Source organism: Pseudomonas sp. R84 (genome assembly GCF_009834515.1).
In the GTDB taxonomy this organism is placed as follows: domain Bacteria; phylum Pseudomonadota; class Gammaproteobacteria; order Pseudomonadales; family Pseudomonadaceae; genus Aquipseudomonas.
On the sequence record NZ_CP019426.1, the window covers coordinates 161,481 to 180,762 of the forward strand.

The 19,282-nt window shown below is 61.9% G+C and carries 2 protein-coding genes; one reads left to right on the plus strand and one right to left on the minus strand.

Annotated elements, in window-relative coordinates; translation table 11 throughout:
* Positions 1–125: 125 nt before the first annotated feature.
* Positions 126–17,564 (minus strand): immunoglobulin-like domain-containing protein, encoded by a 17,439-nt coding sequence (locus tag PspR84_RS00770; RefSeq protein WP_160054608.1) that lies wholly within the window; start codon positions 17,562–17,564, stop codon positions 126–128.
* 357 nt (positions 17,565–17,921) lie between these two features.
* Between PspR84_RS00770 and PspR84_RS00775 the strand changes: the two genes are divergently transcribed.
* On the plus strand, positions 17,922–19,271 hold the full coding sequence (locus PspR84_RS00775) for a TolC family outer membrane protein (RefSeq protein ID WP_007918308.1): 1,350 nt from the start codon (positions 17,922–17,924) through the stop codon (positions 19,269–19,271).
* Positions 19,272–19,282 lie beyond the last annotated feature (11 nt).

A 19,282-nucleotide genomic window follows, 5' to 3' on the forward strand; every position in this document is an offset into this window, starting at 1 on the left:
GCGTCATGCTGTCAGCAGCATAGCCAACTGCACGCGAGTATGCGGTGCGGCGACGTAATCGTCACCGTCGCGGTAGGCGCAAACGTGACGGCCGCCCCAAATGGGGCGGCCGTTTTGTTCACGCATCAGCTGTTGTTGTGGTCGACCTTGATGGTCGGATCGCTGCCAGCAATCAGGTTATGAATGTTGGCGCTCGACCAGTTGTTGCCTTCCAGTTTGATCGTCACGTCCGGGGTTGCAGCAGCGGCGTCGCCCGAGTTGAACTTGCCCGCCGAACTGACCTGCAGCGACGACGTGCCATCGACCGTGGTGATCTTCAGGAAGTTGTCGATGGTGCTACCGGTCTCGCCCTGCAGCAGATCGCGCAGATCGATACGATCACCTTCACTGGCCTTGAAGTCCTTGATCACGTCGTTGCCGGTGTCGCCCGCTTTCCAGACGAAGGTGTCGGCACCCGAACCACCGATCAGGATGTCGTTGCCCTGACCGCCGATCAGCGTGTCGTTGCCGGTACCGCCGAGCAGGATGTCATTGCCTTTGCCGCCATCGAGCCAGTCGTTGCCGCCCGAGCCGAAGAGGATGTCATTGCCCGCGCCACCCAACAGCGTGTCGTTACCGTCATGCGCACCGGACACATCGAACGCCTGATAGTGCTCGGTGATGTACTGGTGCACGTTGCTGGTGGTGACCTTGCTGACGTCGACCCCGGTTTCCTTGGCAACGAACGCCTGCATCGCCTGATAACCCTCGCCGGCAATGCCGTTGAAGCTGACCAGATCGCCGAAGAGGATGTCGTTGCCCTCGCCACCGCTGACGGTGTCGTTGCCCGGCATCGTTGCTTCGGTGTGGCCGATGATCGAGTTGGCCAGATCCTTTGGGTCGATGTTGGTCTGCGGTGTTTTATCCGAATCGTAAGGTCTCAGATCGTTGAGGCTGACGTCGTTGTTCAGTCCGATAGCCTCGACGCTCGACAGACCGCTGAGCAAGGCAAAACCACTGGTCGAGTTGCTGGTCGTCGACGAGTTAGTGCTGTTGCCGGTACCCGCCAGGCTCGACAACTCATAAGTGCCGTCGCCCTGCGCGTGGATGGTGCCCAGATTAGAGCTGCTCCAGCCCCACCACGAATTGTAGGTTTGCAGGGTTACGGTGCCGGCGCTGTTGATCGTCAACGCATGGGTATTGTCGATGTAGGTGCTGAAGGTGTCGCCCGGCTTGTAGTTGCTGGTTTTCACTACATCGTCGAGCTTCACGTTGCCGTACAGCGTCGGGTTGGTCTGCTCGCCGCTCTGGTAGTAGGTCGGCTGGCCATCGGTGATGAAGTACGTAAGGTTCTTCGCGCCGCTGTTGGCCAACGCTTCCGTGCTCTGGAACCAGTTGGCCGTGGTCTTGAAGACGTCCTCGTAGTTGGTGCCGCCGCCGGAGGCCATCGAGTCCAGTACCGCTTTAAGTTGCGTCAGCGCGTTCGGGTCGTTGAGGTTTACCGACACCGACTTGTTGACCTGGGTATCGAAGTCGACGAGGAAAATGTTCACTGTGCCCGAATTGCTGCCGCCCAGGCTCTGCTTGAGGCTGTTGAACACCGACGTCAGAGAGTCTTTGGCGGCGTTGAGCGACGACGCGCTCATGCTGCCGGAGCTGTCGACCATGAACGCGATGTTGTAGTTGGTGCCCGGGACCACGGTCAGGCCACCGATGTCGGCGACGATGATGTCGTTGCCATCGGTGCCGGTGACGGTGTCATCGCCCGAGGTCGCCACGACCGCGTTGTAGACGGCCGGCACCACGCTGACCGGAATGGTCGCGGTGCTGCTGGCCGAGCCGCCGACCATCTCGGTGGAGGTCGAGGTCACGGTCAGGTTGAACTGGCCGTTGTAGTACGGCGGTGGCGTTACGGTCAGGCTGCCGAGGTTCCAGCCGGTGACGTTGGCGTCGCCGCTGCTGGCGGTAACAGTAAAGGTATGACCCGCACCATCGCTGAGCACCGAGCCGACTGGCGCGCCGCTGATCTTCACGCTCAGGGTTTCCGAGCCGTCGGTGTCGGTCAGGGCGGTGGTGACCGCCGACAGTTTCACCGTGGTGCCTTCGGCGCCGGTGTTGAGTTTGTAGCCGTCGTAATAGCCTTCGCCGTTAGTGCCGTGCAGATCGGAGACGGTCACGCCCGAATTCACCAGATCCTTCACGCCGGTGTAGATCGGTACGCCGGCGCTGCTCAGGTCGATCGGCGTACTGCCGTTGACCGACAGGTTGACGTCGTAGCTGCCCGGGCCGCTCTGGTTGTGGTGGTAGATGTCCAGGGTGTAGTAGCCGCTGGTGGTCGGGGTGAAGGAACCGTTGAGGTTGCCGCCCACGCCCCACGTGGTCGATGCCACATTCTTGCCACCAATGGTGACCAACAGGCTGTCATCGCCGATGCCGCTGAAGGTGTAGGTCTTGCCGGCTTCCAGATAAATCAGGCCGGAAGTCTTCGACGCGGTGCCGGCGGTCACGCTGCCGTCGGACTGGACGTTGTTCACGTTAGTGCTGGTGTTCGGTGTGCCGGCGCCGTCGATGACGTTTTTCAACGTGGTCGAATCCGCGCCGTTGCCGTTGGTGCCCAGACCCGACAGGCCGGTCCAGACTTCCTTGATCAGGCCGGTGGACTTCACGCTGTTGTCGGCGACGCTCACGGTCGGCGCATCCGCCACCGGAGTGACATCGATCTTCACGGTGCCGGTGTTACCCAACAGTTGGCCGTCGGTTGGCTGGAACTTGATCTGCGCGTAGTCCGCCTGATTGTTGCCCAGGCCGGTGCCGCCGTAACCGTTGACGCCCGACTCGTTGGCATCCGGCAGGAAGCGCAGCTTGCCCGCGTCGATGTCAGCCTTGCTGAAGGTCTGGTTGTTGGCGACGTCTTTCCAGGTCGAACCGTCCAGATACTGCAGTTTGCCTTCGCCCGGCAGCTGGGTGATTTTGATGCCGAGGCTGCTGGCCGGGCTGTCGACGTCGGTGACGCCGAAGGTCGACCAGCCGAGTACCAGCGGCGTGTCTTCGGTGCCGGTGACATTGCTCGGTGCAGCCACCGGAGCGTCGTTGACCGCCACCACGTTGACCGTGGTGGTCGCGGTGTTGGAGTAATTGCCGCCATCGGTCACGGTCACGGTGATGATCCGCGGTACGGTGCTCGGGTTTTCGCTGCCGTTGGTGAAGCTGATGTTCTTGATGGCCTGCATGTAATCAGCCAGCGTCGCGTTACCCGACAAGGTCAGGGTCACGGTGCCGTTGGTGCTGTTGGCATTGATGGTGATGCCGTTGACGCTGTTGCCCAGGTTCAGCGCATCGCCGTCCTGACGGTTGGTCAGGACCACGGTGGCACCGGTGAGCATGGTGCTGTCCGGGTCGGTGATGCTGATGTCGGTGTCAGCAATCGACACGCCCGCGCCCGGGGTGTTTTCGGTGAAGGTCACCTTGTAGTCGGCACCGGTGGCGCCGCTGGAATTGTTGGCATCCAGGTCGATGACTGGCGGCGCATCGTTGTCGATGATCGACGTGCTGACGCTGCCGTTGGTGGCGCTGACCGCGAGGTTCTCGAAGTTGCCGCCGGTGGCCGAATCGATCTTGACCACGAAGTTCTCGGTGCCTTCGGTGATCTTGTCATCGATGGTCGCGACGTTGAACTGCGCGCTGCTCGCACCGGCCGGAATCTTCACGGTGTACACGCCGGTGAAATCCGAACCGTCGGCGGCAGTGCCGCTGTAGACGATTTTCAGGGTCACTTCGGTTTGCGCCGGGTGGTTCAGGCTGACCGTGTAGCTGGCGGTCTGGCCTTCGGTCACCGAACTGCTGCCAGTGATGCTGACCGTGGTGGTGTCGATAGTGTCGGTGACGCTGGTCACGGCTGGCGTGTTGCTGGTCACGAGGTTTTCGAAGTTGCCGCCGCTGGTACCGGTGATGGTTGCCTGCACGTTGCCGGCGTCTTTGTAGACGTCATCGGCTGGCGCTGGAACGGTCACGGTGCCGGTGGTTTTACCCGCGTCGATGGTGATCACGGCGCCGTTGCTCAGCGTCACGGTCACTGGCGAGCCAGCGGCGTTGGTCAGGGTCGCGGTGTAAGTGATCTGGCCACCTTCGGCCACGGTGCCGGTCGCGGACAGCGTCAGGTTGGTGGTGTCGACGGTGTCGGTCACGGTGGTGCTGACCGGGGTTTTGTCGGCCACGAGGTTTTCGTAGTTGCCGCCCGTGACGTTGGTGATCGAGTTGGTCAGCGGCGCGTGACCGGTCAATGCGTCGTTAGGCGCAGTGGTGGTCGCGGTGCCGGTGGTCTGGCCAACACCGATGGTGATGGTCTGACCGTTGGCCAGCGTTACCACAACTGGCGAGCCAGTCACTGGAGCACCGACCGTGGCGGTGTAGACGACGTTGCCGCCCTCTGCCGCAGTGGTCGTTGCCGTCAGCTTCACGGTAGTGGTGTCGATGGTGTCGGTGACGCTGGTGATAGCCGGAGTCGTGCTTGGCACCAGATTTTCGAAGTTGCCACCGGTGGCGTTGCTGATCGTGGCCTGCACGGTGCCGGCGTCTTTGTAGACGTCGTCCGCTGGTGCAGGAACGGTCACGGTGCCGCTGGTTTTGCCGGCGTCGATGGTGATCACCGAACCGTTGCTCAGGGTTACGGTGACTGGCGAGCCAGCGGCGTTGGTCAGGGTCGCGGTGTAAGTGATCTGGCCACCTTCGGCCACGGTGCCGGTCGCGGACAGCGACAGGTTGGTGGTGTCGACGGTGTCGGTCACAGTGGTGCTGACCGGAGTCTTGTCGGCGACCAGGTTCTCGTAGTTACCGCCGCTGACGTTGGTGATCGCGTTGGTCAGTGGCGCGTGACCGGTCAATGCGTCGTTAGGCGCAGTGGTGGTCGCGGTGCCCGTGGTCTGGCCTACACCGATGGTGATGGTTTGACCGTTGGCCAGCGTTACAACCACAGGCGAACCGGTCACCGGAGCACCGACGGTCGCGGTGTAGACGACGTTGCCGCCCTCTGCCGCAGTGGTCGTTGCCGTCAGCTTCACGGTAGTGGTGTCGATGGTGTCGGTGACGCTGGTGATAGCCGGAGTCGTGCTTGGCACCAGATTTTCGAAGTTGCCACCGGTGGCGTTGCTGATCGTGGCCTGCACGGTGCCGGCGTCTTTGTAGACGTCGTCCGCTGGTGCAGGAACGGTCACGGTGCCGCTGGTTTTGCCGGCGTCGATGGTGATCACCGAACCGTTGCTCAGGGTTACGGTGACTGGCGAGCCAGCGGCGTTGGTCAGGGTCGCGGTGTAAGTGATCTGGCCACCTTCGGCCACGGTGCCGGTCGCGGACAGCGACAGGTTGGTGGTGTCGACGGTGTCAGTGACGTTGGTCGAAACCGGTGTCTTGTCGGCCACGAGATTTTCGTAGTTGCCGCCAGTGACGTTGGTGATCGAGTTGGTCAGCGGAGCGTGACCGGTCAATGCATCGTTTGGTGCGGTAGTGGTCGCAGTCCCCGTAGTCTGGCCGACGCCAATGGTGATGGTCTGACCGTTGGCCAGGGTCACGACAACCGGCGAACCGGTGACTGGCGCGCCGACCGTGGCGGTGTAGACAACGTTGCCGCCCTCGGCTGCAGTTGTGGTTGCAGTGAGTTTTACGGTGGTCGTGTCGATCGTGTCGGTGACGCTGGTTACGGCCGGAGTCGTGCTCGGCACGAGGTTTTCGAAGTTGCCACCGGTGGCGGTGCTGATGGTCGCCTGCACGGTACCGGCGTCTTTGTAGACGTCATCGGCTGGCGCTGGAACGGTCACGGTGCCAGTGGTTTTACCCGCGTCGATGGTGATCACGGCGCCGTTGCTCAGAGTCACGGTGACTGGCGAGCCAGCGGCGTTGGTCAGGGTCGCGGTGTAAACAATCGAACCGCCTTCAGCAACCGAACCCGTCGCGCTGAGCGACAGATTGGTGGTGTCGACAGTGTCGGTCACGTTGGTGCTGACTGGCGTTTTGTCAGCCACAAGGTTTTCGTAGTTACCACCGCTGACATTGGTGATCGCGTTCGTCAGCGGTGCATGACCGGTCAACGCATCGTTTGGCGCGGTAGTGGTCGCGGTGCCGGTGATCTGGCCAACACCGATGGTGATGGTCTGACCGTTCGACAGGGTGACCACGACTGGCGAGCCCGTCACTGGCGCGCCGACAGTTGCGGTGTAGACGACGTTACCGCCTTCAGCGGCAGTGGCGGTCGCGGTCAGTTTCACCGTGGTGGTGTCGATGGTATCGGTGACGCTGGTAATAGCCGGAGTCGTGCTCGGCATCAGATTTTCGAAGTTGCCACCGGTGGCGTTGCTGATCGTCGCCTGCACGTTGCCGGCGTCTTTGTAGACGTCATCGGCTGGCGCTGGAACGGTCACGGTGCCGCTGGTTTTGCCAGCGTCGATGGTGATCACGGCGCCGTTCGACAGGGTGACGGTCATTGGCGAACCAGCGGCGTTGGTCAGCGTAGCGGTGTAAACAATCGAACCGCCTTCAGCCACAGAACCGGTCGCGCTCAACGACAGGTTGGTCGTGTCGACGGTGTCAGTCACGTTGGTGCTGACCGGGGTTTTGTCGGCCACGAGGTTCTCGTAGTTGCCGCCCGTCACGTTGGTGATCGAGTTGGTCAGCGGAGCGTGGCCAGTCAATGCATCGTTTGGCGCTACGGTGGTTGCGGTGCCCGTGGTCTGGCCTACACCGATGGTGATGGTTTGACCATTGGCCAAATTCACGATAACTGGCGAGCCGGTTACCGGTGCGCCGACGGTTGCGGTGTAGACGACGTTGCCACCCTCAGCCGCCGACTCGGTGGCCGTCAGTTTCACGGTGGTGGTGTCGATGGTGTCGGTGACGCTGGTCACAGCCGGCGTCGTGCTCGGCACCAGGTTCTCGAAGTTGCCGCCCGTTGCCGTCGAAATCGTCGCTTCGACTTTGCCCGCGTCTTTGTAGACGTCATCGGCTGGCGCAGGAACAGTCACGGTACCGGTGGTTTTGCCGGCTTCGATGGTAATCACCGCGCCGTTCGACAGGGTCACGGTGACTGGCGAACCAGCCGCGTTGGTCAGCGTCGCGGTGTAAACAATCGAGCCACCCTCAGCCACGGTGCCGGTCGCGCTCAGCGACAGGTTGGTCGTGTCAACAGTGTCGGTGACGTTGGTCGAAACCGGTGTCTTGTCGGCAACAAGGTTTTCGTAGTTGCCGCCGGTCACGTTGGTGATCGCGTTGGTCAGCGGAGCGTGGCCAGTCAATGCGTCGTTTGGCGCCGTGGTGGTCGCGGTACCGGTGGTCTGGCCGACGCCGATGGTGATCGTCTGACCGTTGGCCAAGGTTACGACAACCGGCGAGCCGGTGACTGGCGCGCCGACAGTCGCGGTGTAGGTGACGTTGCCACCCTCTACTGCCGACTCTGTCGCTGTCAGTTTGACGGTGGTGGTGTCGATGGTGTCGGTGACGTTGGTCACAGCCGGAACAGTGCTCGGAACCAGGTTCTCGAAGTTGCCGCCAGTCGCGGTCGAAATGGTTGCTTCGACTTTGCCGGCATCTTTGTAAACGTCATCCGCCGGCGCAGCGACGGTGACGGTGCCAGTGGTTTTACCCGCCTCAATGGTGATCACGGCACCGTTGGACAGGGTCACGGTGACTGGCGAGCCAGCCGCGTTGGTCAGCGTTGCGGTGTAGATGATCGAACCACCTTCAGCAACCGACCCCGTCGCGCTCAGCGACAGGTTAGTGGTGTCGACGGTATCGGTGACCGTGGTTGAAACCGGGGTCTTGTCGGCCACCAGATTTTCGTAGTTGCCGCCGGTTACACCGGTGATCGAGTTGGTCAGTGGCGCCTGACCGGTCAGCGCATCGTTCGGTGCGGTGGTGGTCACGGTGCCGGTGGTTTTGCCAACTTCGATGGTGATGTTCTGGCCGTTGGCCAAGGTCACGACAACCGGCGAACCGGTTACTGGCGCGCCTACAGTGGCGGTGTAAGTGACGGTGCCGCCTTCAGCGACCGATGTATCTGCCGTCAGTTTGACGGTCGAGGTGTCGATGGTATCGGTGACTTCGGTCACGGCCGGAACAGTGCTCGGCACCAGGTTTTCGAAGTTGCCACCGGTAGCGGTGGAGATCGTCGCTTCAACCTTGCCCGCGTCTTTGTAGACGTCATCGGCTGGCGCTGGAACGGACACGGTGCCAGTGGTTTTGCCGGCTTCGATGGTGATCACGGCACCGTTGGACAGGGTCACGGTGACTGGCGAGCCGGCAGCGTTGGTCAATGTCGCGGTGTAGACGATCGAACCACCTTCAGCGACCGATCCCGTCGCACTGAGCGATAGATTGGTGGTGTCGACAGTGTCAGTGACGCTGGTCGAAACCGGGGTCTTGTCGGCCACCAGATTCTCGTAATTACCGCCGGTAACACCGGTAATCGCGTTGGTCAGCGGTGCGTGGCCGGTCAGCGCATCGTTCGGCGCGGTGAAGGTCACGGTGCCAGTGGTTTTACCGACTTCGATGGTGATGTTCTGACCATTGGCCAGCGTCACCACGACAGGCGAGCCGGTCACTGGAGCGCCGACAGTGGCGGTGTAAGTGACGGTGCCGCCTTCAGCCACGGAGGTATCGGCCGTCAGTTTGACGGTCGAGGTGTCGATGGTGTCGGTGACTTCGGTCACGGCCGGAACGGTGCTCGGCACCAGGTTTTCGAAGTTGCCACCGGTCGCGGTCGAAATGGTTGCTTCGACTTTGCCTGCATCTTTGTAAACGTCATCCGCCGGCGCAGCGACGGTGACGGTGCCGGTGGTTTTGCCGGACTCGATGGTGATCACGGCGCCGTTGGACAGGGTCACGGTGACTGGCGAGCCAGCCGCGTTGGTCAGCGTTGCGGTGTAGATGATCGAGCCACCTTCAGCAACCGAACCCGTCGCGCTCAGCGACAGGTTAGTGGTGTCGACGGTATCGGTGACCGTGGTTGAAACCGGGGTCTTGTCGGCCACCAGATTTTCGTAGTTGCCGCCGCTCACCTCAGTGATCGCATTGGTGATCGGCGCGTGGCCGGTCAATGCATCGTTCGGCGCGGTGGTGGTCGCGGTGCCGGTGGTCTGGCCGACGCCGATGGTGATGGTCTGACCGTTAGCGAGGGTCACGACCACAGGCGAACCGGTCACTGGCGCGCCGACGGTTGCGGTGTAAGTCACGCTGCCGCCCTCAGCCGCCGATTCGGTCGCGGTGAGTTTGACGGTGGTGGTGTCGATGGTGTCGGTGACGTTGGTCACGGCCGGCGCGGTGCTCGGCACCAGATTCTCGAAGTTGCCGCCGGTTGCATCTTTGATTGTCACTTCGACTTTGCCGGCGTCTTTGTAGACGTCATCGGCAGGCGCTGGAACCGTCACGGTGCCGGTAGTTTTGCCGGCCTCGATGGTGATCACCGAACCGTTGCTCAGGGTCACGGTTACCGGGGTGCCGGCCGGGTTGGTCAGGGTCGCGGTGTAAACGATCGAACCGCCTTCTGCTACCGAATCGGTTGCGGTCAGATTCAGGTTGGTGGTGTCGGTGGTGTCCGAAACCGCGGTGTCGGCGGATTTGCCGTCGACTGCGAGTTTTTCGTAGTTGCCGCCAGTGGCGCCGTCGATGGTCACGCTCAGCGAGCTACCGCCGGCCAACGGGCTGTTCGGCGCGACGAAGTTCACCGAGCCGGTGGTTTCACCGACAGCGATGGTGATGGTCTGACCGTTGGACAGGGTCACGACAACCGGCGAGCCAGTCACTGGCGCGGTCACGGTCGCGGTGTAGACCACGGTTTCGCCTTCGGCGACGTTCGCCGTGGCGGTCAGCGACACGGTGGAGGTGTCGATGGTGTCGTTGACGGTGGTGACGGCCGGGGTCGTGCTGGTAACGAGGTTTTCGAAGTCGCCACCGGTCGCGCCTTTGATGGTCGCTTCAACGGTGCCGGCGTCTTTGTAGACGTCATCTTTAGGTGCGTCGACAGTCACGGTGCCGGTGGTTTTGCCGGCGTCGATGGTGATCACCGAGCCGTTGCTCAGGGTCACGGTGACTGGCGAGCCAGCCGCGTTGGTCAGGGTTGCGGTGTAGGTGATCTGGCCGCCTTCGTTCACCGAACCGGTGGCGCTCAGCGACAGGTTGGTGGTGTCGACGGTATCAGTCACGTTGGTGCTGACCGGGGTTTTGTCGGCTACGAGGTTTTCGTAGTTGCCGCCGGTTACGCCAGTGATCGAGTTGGTCAGCGGCGCATGGCCGGTTAACGCATCGTTTGGTGCGGTGGTGGTCACGGTGCCGGTGGTTTTACCCACTTCGATGGTGATGTTCTGACCGTTGGCCAGGGTCACGACAACTGGCGAACCGGTCACAGGTGCACCGACAGTGGCGGTGTAGGTGACGGTGCCACCTTCAGTCGCTGACTCGGTGGCGGTCAGTTTGACCGTCGAAGTGTCGATGGTATCAGTGACGTCGGTAACGGCTGGCGTGGTGCTCGGAACGAGGTTCTCGAAATCGCCGCCGGTGGCGTCCTTGATGGTCACTTCGACTTTGCCGGCGTCTTTGTAGACGTCATCGGCGGGCGCAGGAACTGACACGGTGCCAGTGGTTTTGCCCGCTTCGATGGTGATCACCGAGCCGTTGCTCAGGGTCACGGTCACCGGCGTGCCGGCCGGGTTGGTCAGGGTCGCGGTGTAAACAATCGAACCGCCTTCAGCCACGGTGCCAGTCGCGGTCAGCGTCAAATCGGTGGTGTCGACGGTGTCGGTCACGGTGGTGCTGACCGGAGTTTTATCGGCGACGAGGTTTTCGTAATTACCGCCGGAAACGCCAGTGATCGCATTGGTCAGCGGGGTGTGGCCGTTCAACGCATCATTCGGTGCGGTGGTGGTGACGGTGCCGGTGGTTTTGCCGATTTCGATGGTGATGTTCTGACCGTTGGCCAAGGTCACGACGACAGGCGAGCCGGTGACTGGTGCACCGACGGTGGCGGTGTAAGTGACGGTGCCACCTTCAGCCGCAGACTCGGTGGCGGTCAGTTTGACGGTGCTGGTGTCGATGGTGTCGGTGACTTCGGTCACGGCCGGAACAGTGCTCGGCACCAGATTCTCGAAGTTGCCGCCGGTTGCATCTTTGATTGTCACTTCGACTTTGCCGGCGTCTTTGTAGACGTCATCGGCAGGCGCCGCAACGGTGACGGTGCCGGTGGTCTTGCCCGCTTCAATGGTGATCACCGAGCCGTTGCTCAGGGTCACGGTCACCGGCGTACCGGCCGGGTTGGTGAGGGTCGCCGTGTAGATGATCGAACCGCCCTCGGCCACCGAATTGGTGGCGCTGAGGGACAGATCGGTGGTGTCGACGGTGTCAGTAACTTTGGTCGACACCGGAGTCTTGTCGGCCACGAGGTTCTCGTAGTTGCCGCCGCTGACACCAGTGATCGAATTACCCAGCGACGCCTGACCGGTCAGCGCATCGTTCGGCGCAGTGAACGTCACGGTGCCAGTGGTTTTGCCGACTTCAATGATGATGCTCTGGCCGTTAGCCAGAGTGACCACGACAGGCGAACCGGTGACCGGCGCGCCGACAGTGGCGGTGTAAGTGACAGTGCCACCTTCAGCGACAGTGGTGTCGGCCGTCAGCTTCACGGTCGAGGTGTCGATGGTGTCAGTCACCTCGGTCACGGCTGGCGTGGTGCTTGGCACCAGGTTTTCGAAGTTGCCGCCTGTGGCGTCCTTGATCGTGACTTCGACTTTGCCGGCGTCCTTGTAGACGTCATCGGCAGGCGCCGCAACGGTCACCGTGCCAGTGGTTTTGCCGGCCTCGATGGTGATCACCGAGCCGTTGCTCAATGTCACGGTGACTGGCGTGCCAGCCGGGTTGGTCAGGGTCGCGGTGTAAACAATCGAACCACCCTCAGCCACGGTGCCAGTCGCACTCAGCGACAGGTTGGTGGTGTCGACGGTGTCGGTCACCGACGTCACGGCCGGAGTTTTGTCGGCCACAAGGTTTTCGTAGTTGCCGCCGCTGGCGCCGTCGATTTTCACGCTCAGCGTGTTGCCGCCAGCGAGGGCATCGTTCGGTGCGGTGAAGTTGACACTGCCGCTGCTGGCGCCGACCGGAATGGTGATGGTCTGGCCGTTGGACAGAGTCACCACAACCGGCGCGCCGGTGACTGGAGCGGTTACGGAGGCGGTGTAAACCACCACGCCGCCTTCAGTGGTGCTGGCGGTAGCGGTCAGCGAAACGGTGCTGTTGTCGATGGTGTCGGTCACGTCGGTGACCGCTGGAGTCTTGTCGACCACCAGGTTCTCGAAGTTGCCGCCGGTGGTCTTGGTGATGCTCGCATCGACCTTGCCAGCGTCCTTGTAGACGTCATCGGCCGGTGCTGCGACGGTCGCGGTGCCGGTGGTCGCGCCCTTGGCGATGTTGATCACCGCGCCGTTGCTCAGGGTCACGGTCATCGCCGTGCCTGCCGGGTTGGTCAGGCTCGCGGTGTAGACGATCGAGCCGCCCTCGGCAACCGAGCCGGTGGCGCTCAGGCTGATATTGGTGGTGTCGACGGTGTCGGTCACGGTGGTGACCACCGCGGAACGGTTGGCATCGACCTGTTCGAAGTTGCCGCCACTGTGGCTGGCGATCGCAGTCTGTACCTTGCCGCCGTCGATGTACGGCGTATTGGCAGGCGCAGCGAAGTTCACCGAACCGCTGGTGGCGCCGGCGGCGATGTTGATCACCGCGCCGTTGGCCAGGGTCACGGTCATAGCGGTGCCGGCCGGGTTGCTCAGGGTCGCGGTGTAGGTGATCTGGCCACCTTCGCTGACGGTGTCGCTGGCGCTGAGGGTCAGCGTGGTTTTGTCGATGGTGTCATTGACGGTGGTGCTGACCGGGGTCTTGCTGACATCAAGCTTCTCGAAGTTGCCGCCAGTCGCATCGGTCATGGTCACGGTGAGCTTGCTGACGTCTTTGTAGACGTCGTCGCTCGGCGCGGCGATGGTCACCGAACCGCTGGTTTTGCCAGCCTCGATGGTGATGGTCTGGCCGTTGCTCAGGTTGACGGTCACCGGCGTTTGCGCGGCGTTGGTCAGGGTCGCGGTGTAGGTGATCGACGTGCCTTCAAGCACATAGCTTTCGGCGCTGAGGGTCAGGTGCGTGGTGTTGATGGTGTCGGCAACATTGGTCACCGCTGGCGTCGGATTGGCCACCAGATTTTCGAAGTTGCCGCCGTCGGTGCCCTTGATGGTCACTTCGACTTTGCCGGCGTCTTTGTAGACGTCATCGGCCGGGGCTGGGACGGTCACGGTACCGGTGGTCTTGCCGGCGTCGATGGTGATGGTCGAACCGTTGCTCAGGGTCACGGTCACCGGCGTGCCGGCCGGATTGGTCAGGGTTGCGGTGTAAACGATCGAACCGCCTTCGTTGACGTTGCCGGTGGCGGTCAGCGAAACGGTGGTGGTGTCGACGGTGTCGGTCACGGTGGTGCTGACCGGGGTTTTATCGGCGACCAGGTTTTCGTAGTTGCCGCCGCTGACGTTGGTGATTGCGTTGGTCAGTGGTGCATGGCCGGCGAGCACGTCGTTCGGTGCGGTGGTCGACACGGTGCCGGTGGTTTGGCCGACAGCGATGGTGATGCTTTGGCCGTTAGCCAGGGTGACTACGACTGGCGAGCCGGTCACTGGCGCGCCAACAGTGGCGGTGTAGGTGACGGTGCCACCTTCAGCAGCAGTTTCGGTGGCAGTCAGCTTCACCGTCGAGGTGTCGATGGTGTCAGTGACGTCGGTCACGGCTGCAACGGTGCTTGGCACCAGGTTCTCGAAGTCGCCGCCGGTGGCGTCCTTGATGGTGACTTCGACTTTGCCGGCGTCCTTATAGACGTCATCGGCAGGTGCAGCGACGGTCACGGTGCCGGTGGTTTTGCCCGCTTCGATGGTGATTACCGAGCCATTGCTCAGGGTCACGGTGACGGGCGAGCCTGCTGCGTTGGTCAGGGTCGCGGTGTAAACGATCGAGCCGCCTTCAGCCACGGTACCGGTGGCGCTGAGCGTCAGGTTGGTGGTGTCGGTGGTGTCGGTCACGGTGGTGCTGACCGGGGTTTTGTCAGCGACCAGATTTTCGTAATTGCCGCCGCTGACCTCGGTGATTGAGTTGGTCAGTGGAGCATGACCGGTCAGCGCATCGTTCGGTGCGGTGGCAGTCGCGGTGCCGGTGGTCTGGCCGACGGCGATGGTGATGGTCTGACCGTTGGCCAGGGTCACGATGACCGGCGAGCCGGTGACTGGCGCGCCGAAGGTCGCGGTGTAAGTGACGGTGCCGCCTTCAGCTGCGGTTTCGGTCGCGGTCAGTTTCACCGTCGAAGTGTCGATGGTGTCAGTGACGTCGGTGACGGCTGGGGCGGTGCTCGGAACGAGGTTCTCGAAGTTGCCGCCGGTGGCGTCCTTGATGGTCACTTCGACTTTGCCGGCGTCCTTGTAGACGTCATCGGCTGGGGCTGCGACGGTCACGGTACCGCTGGTTTTACCGGCTTCAATGGTGATCACCGAACCGTTCGACAGGGTCACGGTGACGGGCGAGCCTGCGGCATTGGTCAGGGTCGCGGTGTAGGTGATCTGGCCGCCTTCAGCCACGGTGCCGGTCGCACTCAGTATCAGGTCGGTGGTGTCAGTGGTGTCAGTCACAGTGGTGCTGACCGGGGTTTTGTCGGCGACGAGATCTTCGTAATTGCCGCCGCTCACGCCCGTGATCGCGTTGGTGATCGGTGCATGGCCGGTCAACGCGTCATTCGGTGCCGTGGTGGTCACTGTGCCGGTGGTTTTACCCACTTCGATAGTGATGTTTTGACCGTTGGCCAGGGTCACCACAACTGGTGAACCGGTCACCGGAGCGCCAATAGTCGCGGTGTAAGTGACGGTGCCACCTTCAGCCGTCGACTCGGTGGCGGTCAGTTTGACCGTGGTGGTGTCGACGGTATCGGTTACGTCGGTGACGGCCGGAGCGGTGCTCGGAACGAGGTTCTCGAAGTTGCCGCCGCTGGCGTCCTTGATCGTGACTTCGACTTTGCCGGCGTCTTTGTAGACGTCATCGGCTGGTGCGGCGACGGTCACGGTGCCGGTGGTTTTGCCGGCTTCGATGGTGATCACCGAACCGTTCGACAGGGTTACGGTGACAGGCGAACCTGCGGCGTTGGTCAGGGTCGCGGCGTAAGTGATCTGGCCGCCTTCAGCCACAGAACCGGTGGCGCTGAGCGACAGGTTGGTGGTGTCGGCAACATCGGTAACGCTGGTTGAAACCGGAGTCTTGTCGGCAACCAGATCTTCGTAATTACCGCCCGAAACCCCAGTGATCGAGTTGGTCAGCGGCGCATTGCCGGTCAGCGCATCGTTAGGCGCGGTGGTGGTCACGGTGCCGGTTGTTTTGCCGACTTCGATGGTAATGCTCTGACCGTTGGCCAGGGTCACGATGACAGGCGAGCCGGTCACCGGCGCGCCGACAGTGGCGGTGTAAGTGACGGTGCCGCCTTCAGCGACGGAGGTGTCGGCCGTCAATTTAACGGTCGAGGTGTCGATGGTGTCGGTGACTTCGGTCACGGCTGGAACGGTGCTCGGCACCAGGTTCTCGAAGTTGCCGCCGGAAGCGTCCTTGATAGTCACTTCAACTTTGCCGGCGTCTTTATAGACGTCATCGGCTGGCGCCGGAACGGTCACGGTGCCGGTGGTCTTGCCCGCCTCGATGGTGATCACCGAACCATTGCTCAAGGTCACGGAGACTGGTGTGCCGGCCGGGTTGGTCAGGGTCGCGGTGTAAACAATCGAACCACCTTCGGCCACAGTCCCGGTCGCTGTCAGCGACAGGTTGGTGTCGTCGATCGAGTCGGTAATGGTGGTGGTCGCTGGCGTCGTGTTCGGCACCAGGTTTTCGAAGTTGCCACCGGTAGCGCCAGTGATGGTGGTGCTGACGGTACTGCCATTGTTGTAAACGTCGTTGGCCGCGGTTGGCACGTTGACCGAGCCCGTGGTCTTGCCGGCTTCAATGGTGATGGTCGAACCGTTCGACAGAGTGATCGTCACCGGAGTTTGCGCGGCGTTGCTCAGCGTCGCGGTGTAAGTGATCTGGCCGCCTTCAACGACTGTGCCGGTGGCGGTGAGGCTGACGCTGGTGGTGTCGATCGAATCGGTGACCGTGGTGGTCGCCGGCGTAGTGTTCGGCACCAGGCTTTCAAAATTGCCGCCAGTAGCGCCGGTAATGGTGGTGCTGACGGTGCCGCCATTGTTGTAAACGTCATTGGCCGCGGTCGGCACGTTGACGGTGCCCGTGGTCTGGCCGGCTTCAATGGTAATGGTCGAACCGTTCGACAGGGTGACGGTCACCGGGGTTTGCGCCGGGTTGGTCAGCGTTGCGGTGTAGGTGATCTGGCCACCCTCGACCACTGTGCCGGTGGCGGTCAGGGTCAGGTTAGTGGTGTCGATCGAGTCGGTGATGGTAGTCACCGCTGGCGTCGTGTTTGGGACCAGGTTTTCGAAGTTGCCGCCGCTGGCACCGGTGATGGTGGTGGTGACGGTGCTGCCATTGTTATAGACGTCGTTGGCCGGGGTCGGCACGTTGACGGTGCCCGTGGTCTGGCCGGCGCCGATGGTGATGGTCGAGCCGTTCGACAGGGTGACGGTCACCGGGGTTTGCGCCGGGTTGGTCAGCGTTGCGGTGTAAGTGATCTGCCCGCCTTCGGTGACACTCGGCCCCGCCGTCAGGGTGACGGTGGTGGTGTCGATGGTGTCGGTGACCTGGGTCGTGGCCGGAGTGGTCGGCGGCGTCACGGTGATGCCATTGCCGCCGGTGGTGCCGGTGACGGTCACGTCGATCTGGGTCGGGTCGTTATAAACGGTGTCGTTCGGCGCCAGCGGCACGTTGACGGTGCCCGTGGTGGAGCCGGCTGTAATCACGATCACCACGCCGTTGGACAGGGTGATGGTCAGGTCGGTCAGCGGCGCCTGGGTCAGGGTTGCGGTGTACACCAGCACGCCGCCGGCTTCGGTGATGGTCGGCGTGGCGCTGAGGCTCAGGGTCGACTCACGCAGGGCGTTGGTGGTGGTATCGGTGGTCTGGCCGCCGGTGATGTTTTGCGCGGTTTGACCGGCAGCATTGATGCCTGCGGTCGGGAAACCAATGGTCGGGTCAACGCGGCCAGCGGTGGCGTCGAGCATCACGAAACTGTGACCGCCACCGGCGGCACCGCCAGTGCCTGCGGCGCTCGGGCCGGCAGCGGTGGCATCGAGGGCGGTAGTCGGGTCGACACCGGCGGCGATGGCTTGCTGCAGTTCTGCTACCGACGGCGCAGCCTGCGCGGTGGCCTCAGCCAGGTCCTTGCTGGAGTCGGGCGCGGTGGCGCTCCACTGGGTTTCGCGACCCAGATCGAGGGTGCGGCCATCAGCCAATTCAAGTGACACGGCGCCGGAGAGGCCGGTGTCGATCTGGTCGCCAACGAACAGGCGATCGCCTTCAACGAGTACGCGACGCACGCCCTCTGGGGACACCACGAATACCTGACCGACAATGCTTTTGACGATGGCAACAACACTGCTCATTGAAGACTCTCCGGGTGTCACGTTCAGTTGACTTCCATGGACCTGACGGCATGGGCGCCGATTCAGTCTGGACGTACTTTAAAAATTTGCGAAACAAGTTTGACGCGTGTTTTCGTCAATAATTTGGCTATATTCTTTCGCTATTAACTTTATGCCAAACTATTGACCTTCTGGGTGCCATCCTAAACAATCGCCCCACTAATGTCACATTGATATTTCCGCGGCGACCTGTCCTTCAGCGTGTGATCCAGTTCCTGTTTTGAACTTTCCGACATACGGTCAATCTGGTTGCCATCATCCGACGCAGCGCCACGTTTTGCTGTGATTCAAGACAAGAAGTTCTGGGAAATTCCTATCATGCGTTCGCCCCTGCTTTTCGCCGTACCCTTCGCTCTCGCCGCCTCTTTTGTACAAGCACAATCCTTACCAGAAGCCATGCAGCAGGCACTGGATGTCCATCCGGAAATCCAGGCAGGGGTCAACAGTCGTTTGGCGGCGGATTATCAATTAAGAGCGGCGAAAGGGGGATACCTGCCGAAGGTCGATCTGCTCGGCGGTTATGGCCGTGAGGGTACCGACAGCGTCACCACCCGCGCCAATTCCGGTAACCACTACGAAACCCTGAATCGCAGCGAGTCAAGTTTACGTCTCTCGCAAATGGTCTTTGACGGTTTTGCGACGTCCAGCGAAGTCGGGCGTCAACAAGCCACCGTTAACTCTCGCGCCTATTCGCTGCTTGGCACTTCCGAGCGCACAGCGTTGACAGTTGCCCAGGTCTACCTGGACGTGTTGACCCGTCGCGAATTCGTGCGTCTGGCCGAAGAAAACCTCAAAAGCCACCAGCGCATCTACGACCAGATCCAGCTGCGCACCCAGCGCGGCGTCGGCAGTGGCGCCGATCTTGATCAGGCCGAAGCGCGGATGGCCCAGGCCCGCAACAACCTGATCACCGAGCAAACCAACCTCGCCGACTCGGAAACCAACTTCCTCAGCGCCGTCGGCCAGATGCCCGATCAACTCGAGCGTCCGGCGCCGTTCATGGCGATGATGCCGGCCAACCTCAATGAAGCGCGCCAGCAGATGCTGGAAAACAGCCCGATCCTGCGCTCGGCCGAATCCGACATCGCCGCTGCCGAGAAGCAGTACGAAACCGCCAAGTCGACCTTCTACCCACGTTTCGACGCCGAACTGGGCCGTACCGCCGACAACGATCTCGACGGCCAGAACGGTCACAACAACGAGTGGCAAGCCATGCTGCGCATGCGCTTCAACCTGTATTCCGGTGGCAGCAACAAGGCCGATCTGGAGTCCAAGTCGTACCTGTCGAACCAGGCGCTGGACATCCGCAACAACGCTTTGCGTCAGTTGAACGAAGAGCTGGGTCTGGCCTGGAACGCCTTGAACAACGCTAACGCGCAGGTGCCGATCGCGCAGCAGTACGTCGATCACAGCACCTCGGTGCGCACCGCCTACCAGCGTCAGTTCAGCCTCGGCGAACGCACCCTGCTCGATTTGCTTGACAGCGAAAACGAGTTGTTCACCGCTTCGCGGCGTCTGGCTGAAATCAAAAACATTCAGTTATTTACTCAGTACCGAATCAAGGCGACCATGGGCGAGTTGCTCAGAAGCCAGGGAGTGGTCGCACCGTTGGCATCCGTTGTGCAGAACGACGTGAAGCCCAAGGTCCAGCTGCCTGGGATGAATTGAGTTATCCCTTT

Bases quoted from the DNA above. Each gene is read 5' to 3' on its own strand.
- PspR84_RS00770 (WP_160054608.1), bottom strand. From the start codon at position 17,564: ATGAGCAGTGTTGTTGCCATCGTCAAAAGCATTGTCGGTCAGGTATTC.
- PspR84_RS00775 (WP_007918308.1), top strand. From the start codon at position 17,922: ATGCGTTCGCCCCTGCTTTTCGCCGTACCCTTCGCTCTCGCCGCCTCT.